The sequence below is a fragment of the Halosaccharopolyspora lacisalsi genome (assembly GCF_014137975.1).
Taxonomy (GTDB): Bacteria; Actinomycetota; Actinomycetes; order Mycobacteriales; family Pseudonocardiaceae; genus Halosaccharopolyspora; species Halosaccharopolyspora lacisalsi.
In genome coordinates, this window is the sequence record NZ_JACGWZ010000007.1 from 242,029 (window position 1) to 256,730 (window position 14,702).

General features: G+C 69.4%; 14 protein-coding genes. 7 read left to right on the forward strand and 7 right to left on the reverse strand.

The window, feature by feature from the left end; genetic code table 11:
* Nucleotides 1-327 precede the first annotated feature (327 nt).
* The gene (locus tag FHX42_RS22180) at nucleotides 328-567 is read right to left on the reverse strand and encodes a hypothetical protein (RefSeq protein ID WP_182546377.1); all 240 of its coding nucleotides are present in this window, start codon (nucleotides 565-567) and stop codon (nucleotides 328-330) included.
* 235 nt (nucleotides 568-802) lie between these two features.
* On the opposite strand from FHX42_RS22180, the gene FHX42_RS22185 reads away from it, so the two are divergent.
* The 4 genes from FHX42_RS22185 (at nucleotide 803) to FHX42_RS22200 (ending at nucleotide 4,563) form a co-directional block, all read left to right on the forward strand.
* Nucleotides 803-1,111, forward strand: coding sequence for a metal-sensitive transcriptional regulator (locus FHX42_RS22185; protein WP_182546378.1), 309 nt, complete (start codon nucleotides 803-805; stop codon nucleotides 1,109-1,111).
* A 59-nt stretch (nucleotides 1,112-1,170) separates the two neighbouring features.
* The gene (locus FHX42_RS22190; RefSeq protein ID WP_182546379.1) at nucleotides 1,171-1,392 is read left to right on the forward strand and encodes a heavy-metal-associated domain-containing protein; all 222 of its coding nucleotides are present in this window, start codon (nucleotides 1,171-1,173) and stop codon (nucleotides 1,390-1,392) included.
* A 103-nt stretch (nucleotides 1,393-1,495) separates the two neighbouring features.
* Nucleotides 1,496-3,757, forward strand: coding sequence for a heavy metal translocating P-type ATPase (locus FHX42_RS22195; protein WP_182546380.1), 2,262 nt, complete (start codon nucleotides 1,496-1,498; stop codon nucleotides 3,755-3,757).
* Nucleotides 3,758-3,999: 242 nt separating this feature from the next.
* On the forward strand, nucleotides 4,000-4,563 hold the full coding sequence (locus FHX42_RS22200; RefSeq protein WP_182546381.1) for a hypothetical protein: 564 nt from the start codon (nucleotides 4,000-4,002) through the stop codon (nucleotides 4,561-4,563).
* Between the two features lie 266 nt (nucleotides 4,564-4,829).
* Here the strand turns inward: FHX42_RS22200 and FHX42_RS22205 are convergent, their stop codons facing one another.
* From FHX42_RS22205 to FHX42_RS22215, 3 genes are read right to left on the reverse strand one after another with little or no spacing between them, the layout of a single operon-like run.
* Entirely contained in the window at nucleotides 4,830-5,981 is a 1,152-nt protein-coding gene (locus FHX42_RS22205; RefSeq protein ID WP_182546382.1) for an acyl-CoA dehydrogenase family protein, read from the reverse strand.
* A 1-nt stretch (nucleotide 5,982) separates the two neighbouring features.
* The gene (locus tag FHX42_RS22210) at nucleotides 5,983-8,037 is read right to left on the reverse strand and encodes an ATP-binding protein (protein WP_182546383.1); all 2,055 of its coding nucleotides are present in this window, start codon (nucleotides 8,035-8,037) and stop codon (nucleotides 5,983-5,985) included.
* 8 nt (nucleotides 8,038-8,045) lie between these two features.
* Nucleotides 8,046-9,659, reverse strand: coding sequence for a carboxyl transferase domain-containing protein (locus tag FHX42_RS22215; RefSeq protein WP_182546384.1), 1,614 nt, complete (start codon nucleotides 9,657-9,659; stop codon nucleotides 8,046-8,048).
* A gap of 79 nt (nucleotides 9,660-9,738) precedes the next feature.
* On the opposite strand from FHX42_RS22215, the gene FHX42_RS22220 reads away from it, so the two are divergent.
* Nucleotides 9,739-10,344: an SACE_7040 family transcriptional regulator gene (locus FHX42_RS22220; RefSeq protein ID WP_182546385.1), complete on the forward strand. Its 606-nt coding sequence runs from the start codon at nucleotides 9,739-9,741 to the stop codon at nucleotides 10,342-10,344.
* 223 nt (nucleotides 10,345-10,567) lie between these two features.
* Here FHX42_RS22220 and FHX42_RS22225 read toward each other — a convergent pair whose 3' ends face one another.
* Nucleotides 10,568-11,353 (reverse strand): DUF427 domain-containing protein, encoded by a 786-nt coding sequence (locus tag FHX42_RS22225; RefSeq protein WP_182546386.1) that lies wholly within the window; start codon nucleotides 11,351-11,353, stop codon nucleotides 10,568-10,570.
* A 150-nt stretch (nucleotides 11,354-11,503) separates the two neighbouring features.
* Here FHX42_RS22225 and ctaD point away from each other — a divergent pair, with 150 nt between their 5' ends.
* Nucleotides 11,504-13,213: an aa3-type cytochrome oxidase subunit I gene (ctaD, locus tag FHX42_RS22230; protein ID WP_182546387.1), complete on the forward strand. Its 1,710-nt coding sequence runs from the start codon at nucleotides 11,504-11,506 to the stop codon at nucleotides 13,211-13,213.
* Here ctaD and FHX42_RS22235 read toward each other — a convergent pair.
* Nucleotides 13,194-13,748 carry a DUF2269 family protein gene (locus FHX42_RS22235; RefSeq protein WP_182546388.1) on the reverse strand — a complete coding sequence of 185 codons (555 nt, stop codon included), beginning with the start codon at nucleotides 13,746-13,748 and terminating at the stop codon, nucleotides 13,194-13,196. The genes ctaD and FHX42_RS22235 overlap by 20 nt on opposite strands.
* Before the next feature lie 46 nt (nucleotides 13,749-13,794).
* Here FHX42_RS22235 and FHX42_RS22240 point away from each other — a divergent pair, with 46 nt between their 5' ends.
* Nucleotides 13,795-14,283 (forward strand): MarR family winged helix-turn-helix transcriptional regulator, encoded by a 489-nt coding sequence (locus FHX42_RS22240; protein ID WP_182546389.1) that lies wholly within the window; start codon nucleotides 13,795-13,797, stop codon nucleotides 14,281-14,283.
* Nucleotides 14,284-14,486: 203 nt separating this feature from the next.
* On the opposite strand, the gene FHX42_RS22245 is transcribed toward FHX42_RS22240, so the two are convergent.
* Entirely contained in the window at nucleotides 14,487-14,681 is a 195-nt protein-coding gene (locus FHX42_RS22245) for a DUF397 domain-containing protein (RefSeq protein WP_182546390.1), read from the reverse strand.
* Nucleotides 14,682-14,702: the final 21 nt, after the last annotated feature.

Consider the following 14,702-nt stretch of genomic DNA (forward strand, 5'->3'; position numbering starts at 1 on the left):
GCGGTCGCCCGCACCGAGTGTCACACCATCCGATGATCAACTACGTGACGGTAAGTTACCGCTTCCGCGCAGGATTCACCCATCCGGCACTACTCGATCGCCAAGTCGCACGTCAGCGCGTCATCGCCTACCTGGCGCACAGGAAAAAGAGACCCAGGAGTATGTTTCCCTTCGGGTTCGTCATCGGATCCGCCTCCCCGCGAGGCGTTCCACCGGGGGGTGTTCGTCTCGCGGGGAGCGAGCATCGGTCGCACGGAGAAGCCACAGGCGTGCCCCGCCCAGCCGCGGCACGCCCACAGCAGGCCTTTCCGCGGCCCTCCCGGTGCTTTAGTGGGTAACCGGCGGCTCGCCGCTCTCGTCCGGCGCCAGGCCGAGCATCTCCAGCAGCAACTTGCAGTCCTCGGCGTCCCTGGCACCGCGCGCCACCGCGACACGGGCGCAGTGCACCTTCTCCGGCGACATGCCGCCGGCATCCCCGTTTCGTGGGACGGGAACCTCGCCGGAGGGCCGAGCGGATCCCTCTTCCTGGCTCCCCAGGAACCTGCGCACGTCCAGTGATCCATCCATCGCGACCTCCCCGACTCGTGTACCAGCGGCAGAATAACCACAGGTCACGAGGGGTCATATCCCCCCACGGTGTGTTTTACACCGACACACAGTAATCGGTTCGACGAATTCGAGATCGACTTCGAGCGCACCGGGCACCACGACCCCTCGCGCCGCGGGACTCGTGGGGGATCGTTCCCTCCGTCGCTCGTGTCCGAGGTTTACACCCTTACCCCCCAGGGGTATTATCCACGGCATGGAAGGCAGTCACGAGCATCAGCACGCTCGACCCGACACGACGCGCAAGGACGATCACTTGCGCCGGTTACGCAGGATCGAGGGGCAGCTGCGAGGACTGCAACGCATGGTGTCCGAGGACGTGTACTGCATCGACGTGCTCACCCAGGTATCCGCGGCTACCAAGGCATTGCAGTCCTTCTCCCTGGATCTGCTGGAGGAGCACATGGCGGGATGCGTCGTCGAAGCCGCCCGCACCGGTGACGACGAGGCCCAGGCGAAGGTCCGCGAGGCCGCGGACGCCATCGCACGCCTGGTCAAGTCCTGACGACCGCTCGTCGTTCTCACCGAGCACAGCACACGCGAGTCGAAACCCGAGGAGCGAACATGGCCACTCAGACCCTCACCGTCGGCGGTATGACCTGCGAGCACTGCACCATGTCGGTGTCGGAGGAACTCGGTGAGCTGCCGGGGGTATCCGCGGTCGACGTCTCCCTCGACACCGGCGAGGTGACCGTGACCGCCGAGCAGCAGATCAGCGAGGAAGCGGCTTCGGCCGCCGTCAGCGAGGCGGGATACGCACTCGAAAGCTGGCAACCCGCGAACTGACCGACACACCCGCCGGGTGACCGCGCGGCATCCGAGGTCTCCCCACCACGCAAGCCAACACGTGGACCCTCGCAGAGCACGTGGACCCTTCACAGGGGGCATGATGACCGGTACGGCCTTGTCCACCACCCAGGAAACCGAACTCGCCATCGGCGGAATGACCTGCGCCTCGTGCGCGACGCGGGTCGAACGCAAGCTGAACAAGCTCGACGGCGTCACCGCCACGGTCAACTTCGCCACCGAGCAGGCGAGGATCGAGCACCCGGGCGGGGTGGAACTCGACAGGCTGGTCGACGCCGTCGAGGCCGCGGGCTACTCGGCGACACTTCCCCGGAGCGCGGAGGAAGCCGGGCAGGAGCCGGACACGGCCGAGGATCCGCGAACCGCCTCACTTCGGCACCGGTTCGTCGTCTCGGCGATCCTCGGCGCTCCGGTGATCGCGCTGTCGATGGTGCCCGCGTGGCAGTTCACGTACTGGCAGTGGTTGGTGCTGACGCTGGCGTCACCGGTCGTGGTGTGGGGCGCGTGGCCGTTCCACCGGGCCACGGCCGCGAACCTGCGCCACGGCTCGACCACCATGGACACCCTGGTGTCGATGGGGGTCACCGTGGCCTACCTGTGGTCGCTGTACGCCCTGTTCCTCGGGGCGGCGGGCCGTGCGGGCATGACCCACGAGTTCAGCCTCGTGCCGCGTCCCACCAGCAACGCCGACATCTACCTCGAAGTCGCCGTCGGCGTGACCGTGTTCCTGCTGCTCGGCAGGTGGCTGGAGGAACGCGCCAAGCGGCGTGCGGGCGCGGCCCTGCGCGCGCTGCTGGAACTCGGCGCTTCCGAGGTGACCGTCCTCCGCGACGGGCGGGAGGAGCGCATCGCCGTCGACCAGCTCCGGGTCGGCGACGAGTTCCTGGTGCGGCCCGGCGAGAAGATCGCCACGGACGGCACCGTGCTCCGGGGCTCCTCCGCCGTGGACCGCTCGATGCTGACCGGGGAGTCGGTGCCCGTGGAGGTGGCCGAGGGCGACGAGGTCACCGGCGCGACGATCAACACGGGGGGTCGGCTGGTGGTTCGCGCCACGCGGGTCGGCTCGGACACCGAACTGGCGCGGATGACCAAGCTGGTCACCGAGGCCCAGAGCGGCAAGGCCCGGGTGCAGCGACTGGCCGACAGGATCTCCGCGGTGTTCGTCCCGGTCGTGCTGGCCATCGCCGCGCTCACGGTCGTGGGCTGGTCGCTGACCGGGCGACCGGTGGAGCTGGCCGTGACGGCGGCCGTGACGGTGCTCGTGGTCGCGTGCCCCTGCGCACTGGGCCTGGCCACGCCGACGGCCCTGCTGGCGGGGACCGGCCGCGGCGCCCAGTTCGGACTGCTGGTCAAGGGGCCCGAGGTACTGGAGTCCACCCGGCGGGTCGACACCGTGGTGCTGGACAAGACCGGCACCGTCACGACGGGGCGCATGAGCGTCGTCGAGGTCGTCCCCGGTGCGGGCCGCACCCGGGAGGACGTCCTGCGCGTCGCGGGGGCTCTCGAAGCGCCCTCGGAGCACCCGATCGCGCGCAGCATCGCGGTCACGGCCCGCTCGGAGCTGGGTGATGTCGCCGAGGTCGAGGACTTCCGCAACGTGGAGGGTCTGGGCGTGTCCGGTCGGCTCGGTACGGAGACCGCACTGGCCGGGCGCGCGAGCCTGCTCGAGCAGCACTCCGTCGAGATGCCGCCGGAGCTCGAACGGGAACGGGAGCGCGCGGAGGCAGCCGGCCGGACGGTCGTCGCCGTGGCACGTGGCGAGGCGGCCGTGGGACTGGTGGTCGTGGCCGACGGGCTCAAGCCCGGCAGCGTGGAAGCCGTTCGACGGCTGCGGGATCTGGGACTGCGGCCGATGCTGCTCACCGGTGACAATACGACCGTGGCCGCCGCCGTGGCCGGTGAGGTCGGCATCGACTCCACCGACGTCATCGCCGGGGTGCTGCCCGATCGCAAGATCGAGGTCGTGCGCGAGCTGCGGTCGCAGGGGCGCACGGTGGCCATGGTCGGTGACGGCATCAACGATGCTCCGGCGCTGGCCGCCGCCGATCTCGGGTTGGCCATCGGAACCGGTACCGACGTGGCCATCGAGGCGGGTGACATCACGCTGGTCCGGGGGGACCTGCGGGCCGCCGGTGACGCCATCCGACTGTCGCGGCGCACGCTGGGCACCATCAAGGGCAACCTGTTCTGGGCTTTCGCCTACAACGTGGCCGCTCTGCCGATCGCGGCGGCCGGCCTGCTGAACCCGATGCTCGCGGGGGCAGCGATGGCGTTTTCCAGCGTGTTCGTGGTGACCAACAGCCTTCGGCTGCGGCGGTTCCGTGCCACTTCCGACGACGGGTGAGCACCGAGAGGCTTGAATCGGGGGCGAAGCCCTCCCCAAAAGTGCTTCGGCGTGCCACAATCAGCAGTGCTGACTACCCCCGGTCAGCACCTGTGGAGATCCCCTCCGGCCCCTGCGCTCTTCCCCCTGGCGCGGGGGCTCTCCGCTGTCGGACTCGATTACCCGGCGTATTCGACCCGTGCTCAGGAGTGATAGGGCACACACGTCATGTTCGTTCGCAACACAGCCGTTATCGTGTGCACGTGGCATTAGGACGAACGAAGATCGGGCGCCGGCAGCGGGCGGAGTCTCTCGAGGACCAGCAGGAGTCCGAGCCGGATCGCGAGATCGAATCGTACCTGGCGGCGCTGACGCCGGAAGAAGAGGACACGGAGACCACGGGCTCCGGGCGGCGTTTCGGCGCCGCACAGGTTTATCAGCTTCGGCTGCCGTTGATGGCCAACGAGCGTCTCAAGGAGCTCGCCGCCCGCCAGGGCACCTCGCCGGACGCGCTGGCGCGTGACTGGGTCATGCAGCACCTCTCCGACGCCGAGGCCGCCGAAGCGGAACCGGACCCGGGGTGGCCCCAGGAGGAGCCGCGCACCTCGGCCCACGCTCGGCGGGGACCCACCCGGCAGGGGCCTCCGCAGCAGTTCCCCGAAGCACCCGGGACCCCCTATCCCGACCAGTACTCCGAGCCGTACCCGGCCGCGGGATCCACCGCCCAGGCTCCCTGGCCCCCGCCCGGGTACACGCCCCGGGCCTCGGAGGTCGAGGAAACCGACACCGAGATCACCATCCCCCACGGGCAGCGCCGCTACTACTGACCGGACCTCTGCCGGCGAAGGCACCCCCCGACTGTCTTCGCCGGCAGCGCCCGCCGGGAGCGGATCGACAGGGCGACCACCGTCAGGCAAGCGGCGAAGCCGCTTTCTTCCACGCACGCAAGGTGACCGCCCGGGGGTTCTCAGGCGTCGCCTCGCGGGGACAGCTGCCACGTGGCGTAGTAACTACTCGATGTGGCAGATCCCGGAGCGAGGCGACGCCTGAGGTCCCCCCGCTTAACCCACTGCGCAAGCCAGCCAAAAATTCCTCAAAGCCCGAGTTCGCGGGAGATGAGCATGCGCTGCACCTCGCTGGTCCCCTCCCCGATCTCCAGGATCTTGGCGTCGCGGTAGAACCGGGCCACGGGAGTCTCGTTCATGAACCCGTACCCGCCGAAGATCTGGGTGGCTTCCCGCGCGTTGTCCATCGCGGCGTTGGAGGAGGCGAGCTTGGCCATGGCGGCCTGCTTGGTGAAGGACTCCCCGCGCAGCATCCGCGAGGCGGCGTCGTAGTAGGCCAGCCGTGCCGTGTGGGCCCGCAGCTCCATGTCCGCGATCTTGAACTGGATCGCCTGGTACTCCCCGATCCGGTGACCGAACGCCTCGCGCTCCCCGGCGTAGCGCACGCACTCGTCCACGCAGCCCTGTGCCAGCCCCACACCCAGTGCCGCGATGGCCACGCGTCCCTCCGCGAGCACCGACAGGAACTGCGCGTACCCGCGCCCGCGTTCGCCGAGCAGGTTCTCGGCGGGCACGCGGCAGTCGTCGAAGGCGAGCTCGTGGGTGTCCGAAGCGTTCCAACCGACCTTGGAGTACTGGGGCGCCACGGTGAAACCGGGGGTTCCCGCCGGAACGATGATCGTCGAGATCTCCTTGCCACCGGTGGGCTTCTCCCCGGTGACGGCGGTGACCGTGACGAACCCGGTGATCTCGGTGCCGGAGTTGGTGATGAACGACTTGGATCCGTTGATCACCCACTCGTCGCCGTCGAGCACCGCCGTGGTCCGGGTGGCCCCGGCGTCGGACCCGCCACCCGGTTCGGTGAGCCCGAAGGCGCCGAGCGTCTCACCGGTGGCCAGCCGGGAGAGCCACTCCCGGCGCTGTCGCTCGTCACCGAAGCGCTGGATCGGCATCACCCCGAGCGAGACACCGGCCTCGAGGGTGATGGCCACCGACGAGTCGACGCGGGCGAGTTCCTCCAGGGCCAGGCACAGCGCGAAGTAGTCACCGCCCATGCCGTCGTGGGCCTCGTCGACGGGCAGGCCGAACAGTCCCATGCGGGCCATGCCCTGCACGAGCGGATAGGGGAACTCGTGTCGCTCGTAGTAGTCGGCGATGACGGGGGCGACTTCCTTGCGCGCGAAGCTTTCCACGCTCTGCCGCAGCGCCTCGTGTTCCTCGCTGAGTCGATGATCGACCATCTCAGGCCTCCTGGGCGGTGTCCGCGGTGACGACGGCCAGCACCTGATCGAGGGCGACTGACTGTCCTTTGTGGGCGTTTACCTCGGTGACGGTTCCGTCCACGGGGGTGGTGATGGTGTGCTCCATCTTCATGGCCTCCACGACGAACAGGGCCTGCCCGGATCGGACTCGCTGGCCGGTGGCGACGTCGCCGACCAGCACGGTTCCGGGCATGGGGCTGGTGACGGCCCCGCTCGTGCCCGCGGCGGTGTCCGCGCGGCCGGCCAGCAGCCGGTGTTCGGTCAGCGCCCAGGTGCGGCCCCCGTGCGCCAGCCAGGTCGTGTCGCCGGTACGTGCGCAGCGGTAGCGGTGGGTGCGGCCGTCGACGGTGACGCTGAGCGCGTTCCCGTCGCGATGAGCGCTCGCGGTGCTCGGCTCCGCTCGGTCGGACCCCGGAACCCCGCCCCCGGCAACCAGGACCTCGGCATCCGTCGCCCGTCCGCGCACCCTGACCTCGGTCTCCTCGCCGGAAGCGGCGAAGCGCCACACGCACCAGGCCGGTTCGCCGATCCGCCATCCGCTCGGAACGTCCCACGGGTCCACGACCGCGCCGGTCGGTTCGCCGGCCAGCAGCCGTTCCAGCGCCGCCGCGATGTGGACCTCCGCCGGAGTCGCGTCCGCTGGGACCAGGGTGTCCAGCTCGCGCTCCACCAACTCGGTGTCGAGAGTGCCCGCGCGCACGTCCCGATGCCGCAGGAGCGCGCGCAGGAAGGCGATGTTGCTGCCGAGGCCGAGCACGGCGGTGTCGGCCAGCGCGGCGTCGAGTCGGCTCAGCGCCTCGGACCTGGTCGGCCCCCAGCCGATGACCTTGGCCAGCATCGGGTCGTAGTCCGAGGTCACGCGCGTACCCGTCCACACCCCGGAGTCCACCCGCACGTCGGTACCGGACGGTTCGTGGACGGCGAGGATCTCGCCGCCGGTCGGCAGGAACCCCCGTCCCGGATCCTCCGCGTAGACGCGGGCCTCGACCGCGTGCCCGTCGAGCGCGATGTCCTGCTGGGACCACGGCAGGCCGCGTCCTTCCGCCACCCGCACCTGCCATTCGACGATGTCGATCCCGCGTCGCCCGTCGACGGCGGTCACGAGTTCCGTCACCGGGTGCTCCACCTGCAGCCGGGTGTTCATCTCCATGAAGAAGAACTCCGCGGGCCTGTCGGCGGAGACGATGAACTCGACGGTGCCGGCGCCGACGTAGGACACCGCGCGGGCCGCCTCCACCGCCGCCGTTCCGATGCGCTGCCGGGTCGCCTCGTCGAGGAGCGCCGACGGAGCCTCCTCGACGATCTTCTGGTGCCTGCGTTGCAGGCTGCACTCGCGCTCACCCAGGTGCACCACGGTGCCGTGGTGGTCGGCCAGGACCTGGACCTCGACGTGGCGCGGGCGGGTGACGAAGCGCTCGACGAGCAGGGTCGCGTCCCCGAAGGCCGCGTGTGACTCGCGGCGCGCCGAGGTGATCTGCTCGTCCAGGTCCGACTCGTCGGTGACGACGCGCATTCCCTTGCCGCCACCCCCCGCGGACGGCTTGAGCAGCACCGGAAGCCCCGTGTCCAGGGCTGCCCGGCGAACCTGCTCGTCGGACATGCCGGGCTCGCTGCTGCCGGGAACCAGGGGAACTCCGGCGGGGCCGACGGTGCCCTTGGCGCGGATCTTGTCGCCCATCGCGTCGATGGCCGCGGCTGGCGGCCCGATGAACGCGATTCCCGCCTCGGCACATGCGCGAGCGAAGGCGGCGTTCTCGGACAGGAAGCCGTAGCCGGGGTGGATCGCCTGCGCGCCCGTGCGCTGCGCGGCGTCGAGGATCCGTTCGGCCGACAGGTAGCTTTCGCTCGCCTCTCGGGGGCCGATGCGCACGGCGGTGTCGGATTCGGCGACGTGCCGGGCCGCCGCGTCGGCGTCGCTGTGGACCGCGACCGAGCGGATGCCCAGTCGCCGCAGCGTCCGGATCACCCGCACCGCGATCTCTCCCCTGTTGGCGACCAACACCGTGTCGAAGGTCGTGCTCGCGGGATTCGTCACTGCCCACCTCACATCCGGAAGACGCCGTTGCCGACCTCGGCCAGCGGCGCGTTGGCCGCCGCCGAGATGGCCAGGCCGAGAACGTCACGTGTCTGCCGCGGGTCGATCACTCCGTCGTCCCAGAGCCGCGCCGTCGAGTAGTACGGATGCCCCTGGTGCTCGTACTGGTCGCGGACGGGTTGCTTGAACGCCTCCTCGTCCTCGGCGGACCACTCCTGGTCCCGCGCCTCGTACTGTTCGCGCCGCACTGTCGCCAGCACCGAGGCGGCCTGCTCGCCGCCCATCACCGAGATCCGGGCGTTCGGCCACATCCACAGGAACCGGGGCGAGTACGCCCGCCCGCACATCGAGTAGTTGCCCGCCCCGAAGGAACCCCCGATGACGACGGTGAACTTCGGGACGCGGGCGCCGGCGACGGCGGTGACCATCTTGGCCCCGTTCTTGGCGATACCACCGGCCTCGTACTCCTTGCCGACCATGAACCCGGAGATGTTCTGCAGGAACACCAGCGGAATCGAGCGACGGTCGCAGAGCTCGATGAAGTGCGCGCCCTTGAGGGCCGACTCGGTGAACAGGATGCCGTTGTTGGCCACGATCCCCACAGGGTGGCCGTGGATCCGGGCGAAGCCGGTGACCAGGGTCTGCCCGTAGCCCTGCTTGAACTCGGCGAAGCGGCTGCCGTCGACGACGCGCGCGATCACCTCCCGCACGTCGTAGGGGGTGCGGCTGTCGGTGGGAACCACCCCGTAGAGCTGCTCGGGGTCCACCGCGGGCGCCTCGACCGGCTCGACCGACCACGGCCGCTGCTCGCGCGGGCCGAAGGTGCTCACGATCGAGCGCACGATGCGCAGCGCGTCGGCGTCGTCGGTGGCGAGGTGGTCGGTGACCCCGGACACCCGCGAGTGCAGCTCGCCCCCGCCGAGTTCCTCCGCGCTGACCTCGGCCCCGGTCGCGGCCTTCACCAGCGGCGGACCACCGAGGAAGATGGTGCCCTGCTCGCGGACGATCACGGCTTCGTCGCTCATGGCGGGCACGTACGCGCCGCCCGCCGTGCAGGAGCCGAGCACGGCGGCGATCTGCGGGATGCCGCGCGCCGACATCGTCGCCTGGTTGTAGAAGATCCGCCCGAAGTGCTCGCGGTCGGGAAACACCTCGTCCTGCATCGGCAGGAAGGCACCGCCGGAGTCCACCAGGTACAGGCACGGCAGGTTGTTGTGCAGCGCGACCTCCTGGGCACGGAGGTGCTTCTTCACCGTCATGGGGTAGTAGGTGCCGCCCTTGACGGTGGCGTCGTTGGCCACGATCACGCACTCGCGCCCGTTGACCCGGCCGACGCCGGCGATGATGCCCGCCGCCGGTGCCTCGTCGTCGTAGAGGCCGTGGGCTGCCATCGGGGACAGTTCGAGAAACGGTGATCCGCGGTCGAGCAGGGCGTCCACCCGGTCGCGCGGCAGCAGCTTGCCGCGTTCGACGTGGCGCTGCCGGGACTTCTCCGGGCCGCCGAGGCGCGCGCGGGCCAGCTGCTCGTTCAGGTCCTCGACGAGCTCGGTGTGCTGCTCGGTGTAGCGCGCGTAGGTTTCCGTCGTCGGGTCGACGGTGGTGCTCAGGACCGGCGCATCCATGGCGCTCCCTCGACGGGTTAGTCATCGTTAACACAGTGATGTTAACGCTTTCTAACCGACTCGTCTAGGATGGTCGCCGATGTCCACCACCGCCACCGGGAGCACCGCTTCACGTCGTGAGCAAATCCTGTCCGCCGCCGCGGAGCTGTTCGCCCGGTACGGCTTCCACGGCGTGGGCATCGACGACATCGGCGCGGCCGTCGGCGTGTCCGGACCCGCCCTCTACCGGCACTTCCGCAGCAAGGACGCCATGCTCGCGGAAATGCTCACCGGCATCAGCGACAAGCTGCTGTCGGGCGGACGCGGTCACGTCGAGAACGCCGCCGACGCCGCGACGGCGCTGGAGGAGCTGGTGGGCTGGCACGTCGAGTTCGCCCTGACCAACCCCGCGCTGATCACCGTGCACCTGCGCGACCTCGACAGCCTCTGCGAGGCGGACCGTCGCAGAGTTCGCGAGCTGCAACGCGGATACGTCGAGGTCTGGGTCACCGCACTGCGCGCGGTACGCGACGACCTCGACGAGCACACGGCGCGGGCCTGTGCCCACGCCGTGCTCGGGCTGATCAACTCGACTCCCCACAGCGCTCACCTCGACGCCGCGACCATGTCGACCCTCCTGCGTCGCATGGCCCTCGACGCCCTGGGGATACCTCGGACGCCGCCCGAGGGGCTGCACGGTCGGTAAAGCCCCACCTGCTTGGTAGGACCGGTCGTCAGGCAAGCGGCGTAGCCGCTTTCTCCTCACGCACGCAGTCGGCACCTAGCAAGACCCATGGGGTTCTCAGATGTCGCCTCGCGCGGAAAGCCCCGACGTGGCGTAGTAACTACTCGGTGTCGGGGATCCCACAGCGAGGCGGCATCTGAGGTTCCCCCGAAGGACCCACTACGCGAGCCGATCCGCAGACCCTCTAATCCACCTCGGTGCGAACCCCTTCCGCGAGGAAGCACCAGTGCCCGCCGACGGCCCGGGCGTCGTCCAGCGGTTCCGGGTACGACCAGGCGGCATCGGGGATGACTCCCTCCGCGCCCCGCAGCCCCCGGTACGAGGTCGTCCCCTTGTAGGGGCAGACGGTGTGGGTCGCGCTGGGTTCCAGCAGCTCGACGCGCACGTCACACGGCGGCAGGTAGTAGCGGTTGGGCAGCCCGGTCTCCGACAGCACCTTCGCCCGCCTGCTCTCGGCCACGACGACGTCACCGGTCAGCACCCGGACGTGGCGGCCGGTCTCCCGGACGTCCACCCGGTGGTAGGGGTCGCGGATGTGGCCGAAGACCTCCTCGTCCTCGTCGAACCAGGCGTCCATCGAATCCCAGTACACCGCCACGTGCTCGGCCAGCCACGGCGCCTCCGGGGTCGGCGCGGGGTAGCTCCAGACCGCGTTCTCGGCGACGCGCTCACCGACCCGGACCGACCGGTAGGTGGCGTCGCCCTTGAACGGGCAGTGCGTGCTGTGGGAGCTGCCCTCCAGCAGGTCCGCGCGCACGTCGGCGCGGGGGACGTAGAGCTGGGGCAGCAGGTTGCTCTCGTGCAGGAGCTTGGCGTCGTCGCTGTCCAGCACGACCTCGCCCCCGAGCAGGGCACGTACCCGCCGGGGGAAGTCGTGCCGGAACAACCGGTGCGCGGGTCCGTCGATGCTGTAGTTGGCGGTCTCGGGTGGCCGGGTGGCCAGCGGACCACCGCCGAAAGTCAGTGCCACGTGCTTCTCCTCTGTTCCGATGTTTATCCGTGTGACCAACCCGGTTATCCCGCACCCGGCAGTCAACCACCACCCCCGACACGGTTACCACGTTTTGCGTTCGTCCGAACACGGCGCAAGACTGGTGCGGTCGTGTCAAAGGAGGTACGGATGGCCACGGTCAACCCCAGTCCGACGCCGATCCCCCGGAGAGCCAGCGAGGTCGCTCGTCCGCGCAAGGGGACGGCTCTGATCCCGTTGACCAACACCACCGACCCCAAGGTCATCGGCCAGCTCTACATCGTCACGGCGTTCGGGTTCTTCCTGATCGGCGGGTTGATGGCCATGTTCATGCGCGGTGAGCTGGCCGTTCCGGGGATGCAGTTCCTGTCGCTGGAGCAGTACAACCAGCTGTTCACCATGCACGGCACGATCATGCTGCTGCTGTTCGCGACGCCGATCCTGTTCGGGTTCGCCAACATCGTGCTGCCGTTGCAGATCGGGGCGCCGGACGTGGCCTTCCCCCGGCTGAACGCCTTCTCGTACTGGCTGTTCCTGTTCGGCGGGCTGATCGTGGTCAGCGGCTTCCTCGTCCCCGGAGGCGCGGCCGAGTTCGGCTGGACCGCCTACACGCCACTGGCCCGCCCGGAGTACAGCGCCGGCATCGGCGGCAACCTCTGGATCACGGGGCTGGTCGTGTCCGGCCTGGGCACCATCCTCGGCGCGGTCAACATGGTCACCACGATCGTCTGCCTGCGCGCTCCCGGCATGACGATGTGGCGGATGTCGATCCTGACGTGGAACATCCTGGTCACCAGCCTGCTGGTGCTGATCGCCTTCCCGATCCTGACCGCCGCGCTGCTGGGCCTGCTGGCCGACCGGCACCTCGGTGCGCACGTGTTCGACCCGGCCAACGGCGGTGCGGTGCTCTGGCAGCACCTGTTCTGGTTCTTCGGCCACCCCGAGGTCTACATCGTCGCGCTGCCGTTCTTCGGCATCGTCACCGAGATCCTGCCCGTGTTCTCCCGCAAGCCGCTGTTCGGCTACACCGGGCTGGTGCTGGCGACCTGGACGATCGGGTTCCTGTCGGTGGTGGTGTGGGCGCACCACATGTTCGCCACCGGCGCCGTGCTGCTGCCGTTCTTCTCCTTCACGACCTTCCTGATCGCCGTGCCCACCGGGATCAAGTTCTTCAACTGGATCGGGACCATGTGGCGCGGTCAGATCACCTTCGAGTCGCCCATGCTGTTCAGCGTCGGCTTCCTGGTGACGTTCCTGTTCGGTGGCCTCACCGGGGTGCTGCTGGCCTCGCCCCCGCTGGACTTCCACGTCTCCGACACCTACTTCGTGGTCGCCCACTTCCACTACGTGCTGTTCGGCACGATCGTGTTCGCCGTGTTCGCCGGGGTCTACTTCTGGTTCCCGAAGACGACCGGGCGCATGATGGACGAGCGACTGGCCAAGTTGCACTTCTGGCTGACCTTCATCGGCTTCCACACCACGTTCCTGGTCCAGCACTGGCTGGGCAACGAGGGGATGCCCCGGCGCTACGCCGACTACCTGCCCTCCGACGGGTTCACCGCGCTGAACATCGCCTCCACGATCGGCGCGTTCGTCCTGGGCGCGTCGATGCTCCCGTTCCTGTGGAACGTGTTCAAGAGCTACCGCTACGGTGTCGTGGCCAACGTGGACGATCCCTGGGGGCACGGCAACTCGCTGGAGTGGGCGACCTCCTGCCCACCGCCGCGGCACAACTTCCACGAGCTGCCCCGGATCCGCTCGGCCCGCCCCGCCTTCGAACTGCACTACCCCCACATGCACGAACGGATGTGGACGGAGGCCCACGTCGGCCAGTCGAGCACTACGCACGAGAAGCCCTGAACCGGACGCGCCCCCTGGGCTTGAAGACGTTGAGCGCGGTGATCGCGCTCAACGCCACCAGTGCCACGCACGGTGCGACGACTGCCGAGACTGCGGCGTCACCGACCGCGTCCAGCACCGGGGTGCCCGGTGGCGCGGCCAGCGCGTCGGCCGCCGCGCCGCGCATCAGCGGGCCGAGCGCGAACAGCACGGCCGCGGTCATGACCGCCGTCGCGACGAGGCTGACGAGCACCCACCAGTGCCGGAACAGTCCCCACCTGGTGCCGACCGAGATCATGATCCCGGACACCAGCGCGGCGATGCTCACCGGCGCACCCACGACCGTGACGATCGTTCCCAGCGCGACGTAGGCGGCCCTCTGCACCTGCGGATCGCGGGAGAGCAGGCCCGTGAGGCTCAGCGCGAGCAGGCACAGCGTCGCGCCGATCCAGGCGACCGAAGCGATCACGTGCACGGTCAGCACGACCTTGCGGGCTCGGGGTGGAAGCTGCGGGCGAGAGCGGTTCGGCGCCCCCGCCGAAGTGGTAACCGCCATAAACCATTTGTACCATGAACGGTTTTACTTTGCTAGGGTTTGCTCCATGAACGAGGAGCGATCCCCGGTCGAGGAGTCCCACGCCCGCTTCGGCATCCACTTCCTGCTCACGCAGCTGGGGACGCACGCGGCCTCGGGATTCGCCGAGCGCGTGGGCGAGCTGGGACTCACGCCGCCGCAGGTCGGAATGCTGCGGCTGATCGGGGTGCGGCCGGGCCTGAGCCAGCAGGCGCTGGCCGAGCACCTGGGGCTGCTGCCCAGCAAGGTCGTCTCGTTCGCCGACGACCTGGAGCGCGACGGGCTGCTCACGCGGACGCGCGGCACGCGCGACCGGCGCGTCTACGAATTGGCTCTCACCGATCGCGGCCGGGCGCGGATGGACGAGATCGCCGAGATCGCCACGGAGCACGAGGCGACGCTGACCGCCGCGCTGAACGACGACGAGCGCGCCCAACTCGGCGACTTCCTCCGGCGCATCGCCGCGCAGCAGGGCATCACCCCGGGCGTGCACCCCGGCTACCGCAAGATCTCCTGAGACGACCACCTGAAGCAGTGGAGCGCCGGTCGGAGCCCGAGGGCGATCCCGACCGGAGCCTGAGGGCGATCCCGGCCGAGCCCAAGCGCACCAGGTGACAACAGCGTCACTCGTTTGGTGCGAGGGTTTCCCAGTTTCGCGCGAAACTGGGAGCTCCCGATTTCGCGCGAAACTGGAAAACCCCACCGCACCGACGGGTACCGTCAGTAGCCACCGGCCTTGAGGGCGGACAGGAACACGGCGAACCGCTCGGGGGTGAAGGTCAGCGCCGCCCGGTGCGGGGTCTTCGAGTCCCGCACGGCCGCCACGCCGTCCAGGTTCCGCGCCACTTCGACGCACTGGCCTTGTTCGGAGCTGCGAGTGCTCTTGCGCCAGTCGGCACGTGAGAGGTCGGTCATTCGGGCTTCTCCCTTGCTGGT

Excerpts from the sequence above, each read along its gene's own strand:
- FHX42_RS22180 (WP_182546377.1), bottom strand. The coding sequence starts at position 567 with ATGGATGGATCACTGGACGTGCGCAGGTTCCTGGGGAGCCAGGAAGAG.
- FHX42_RS22185 (WP_182546378.1), top strand. The coding sequence starts at position 803 with ATGGAAGGCAGTCACGAGCATCAGCACGCTCGACCCGACACGACGCGC.
- FHX42_RS22190 (WP_182546379.1), top strand. The coding sequence starts at position 1,171 with ATGGCCACTCAGACCCTCACCGTCGGCGGTATGACCTGCGAGCACTGC.
- FHX42_RS22195 (WP_182546380.1), top strand. The coding sequence starts at position 1,496 with ATGACCGGTACGGCCTTGTCCACCACCCAGGAAACCGAACTCGCCATC.
- FHX42_RS22205 (WP_182546382.1), bottom strand. The coding sequence starts at position 5,981 with ATGGTCGATCATCGACTCAGCGAGGAACACGAGGCGCTGCGGCAGAGC.
- FHX42_RS22215 (WP_182546384.1), bottom strand. The coding sequence starts at position 9,659 with ATGGATGCGCCGGTCCTGAGCACCACCGTCGACCCGACGACGGAAACC.
- FHX42_RS22220 (WP_182546385.1), top strand. The coding sequence starts at position 9,739 with ATGTCCACCACCGCCACCGGGAGCACCGCTTCACGTCGTGAGCAAATC.
- ctaD (WP_182546387.1), top strand. The coding sequence starts at position 11,504 with ATGGCCACGGTCAACCCCAGTCCGACGCCGATCCCCCGGAGAGCCAGC.
- FHX42_RS22235 (WP_182546388.1), bottom strand. The coding sequence starts at position 13,748 with ATGGCGGTTACCACTTCGGCGGGGGCGCCGAACCGCTCTCGCCCGCAG.
- FHX42_RS22240 (WP_182546389.1), top strand. The coding sequence starts at position 13,795 with ATGAACGAGGAGCGATCCCCGGTCGAGGAGTCCCACGCCCGCTTCGGC.
- FHX42_RS22245 (WP_182546390.1), bottom strand. The coding sequence starts at position 14,681 with ATGACCGACCTCTCACGTGCCGACTGGCGCAAGAGCACTCGCAGCTCC.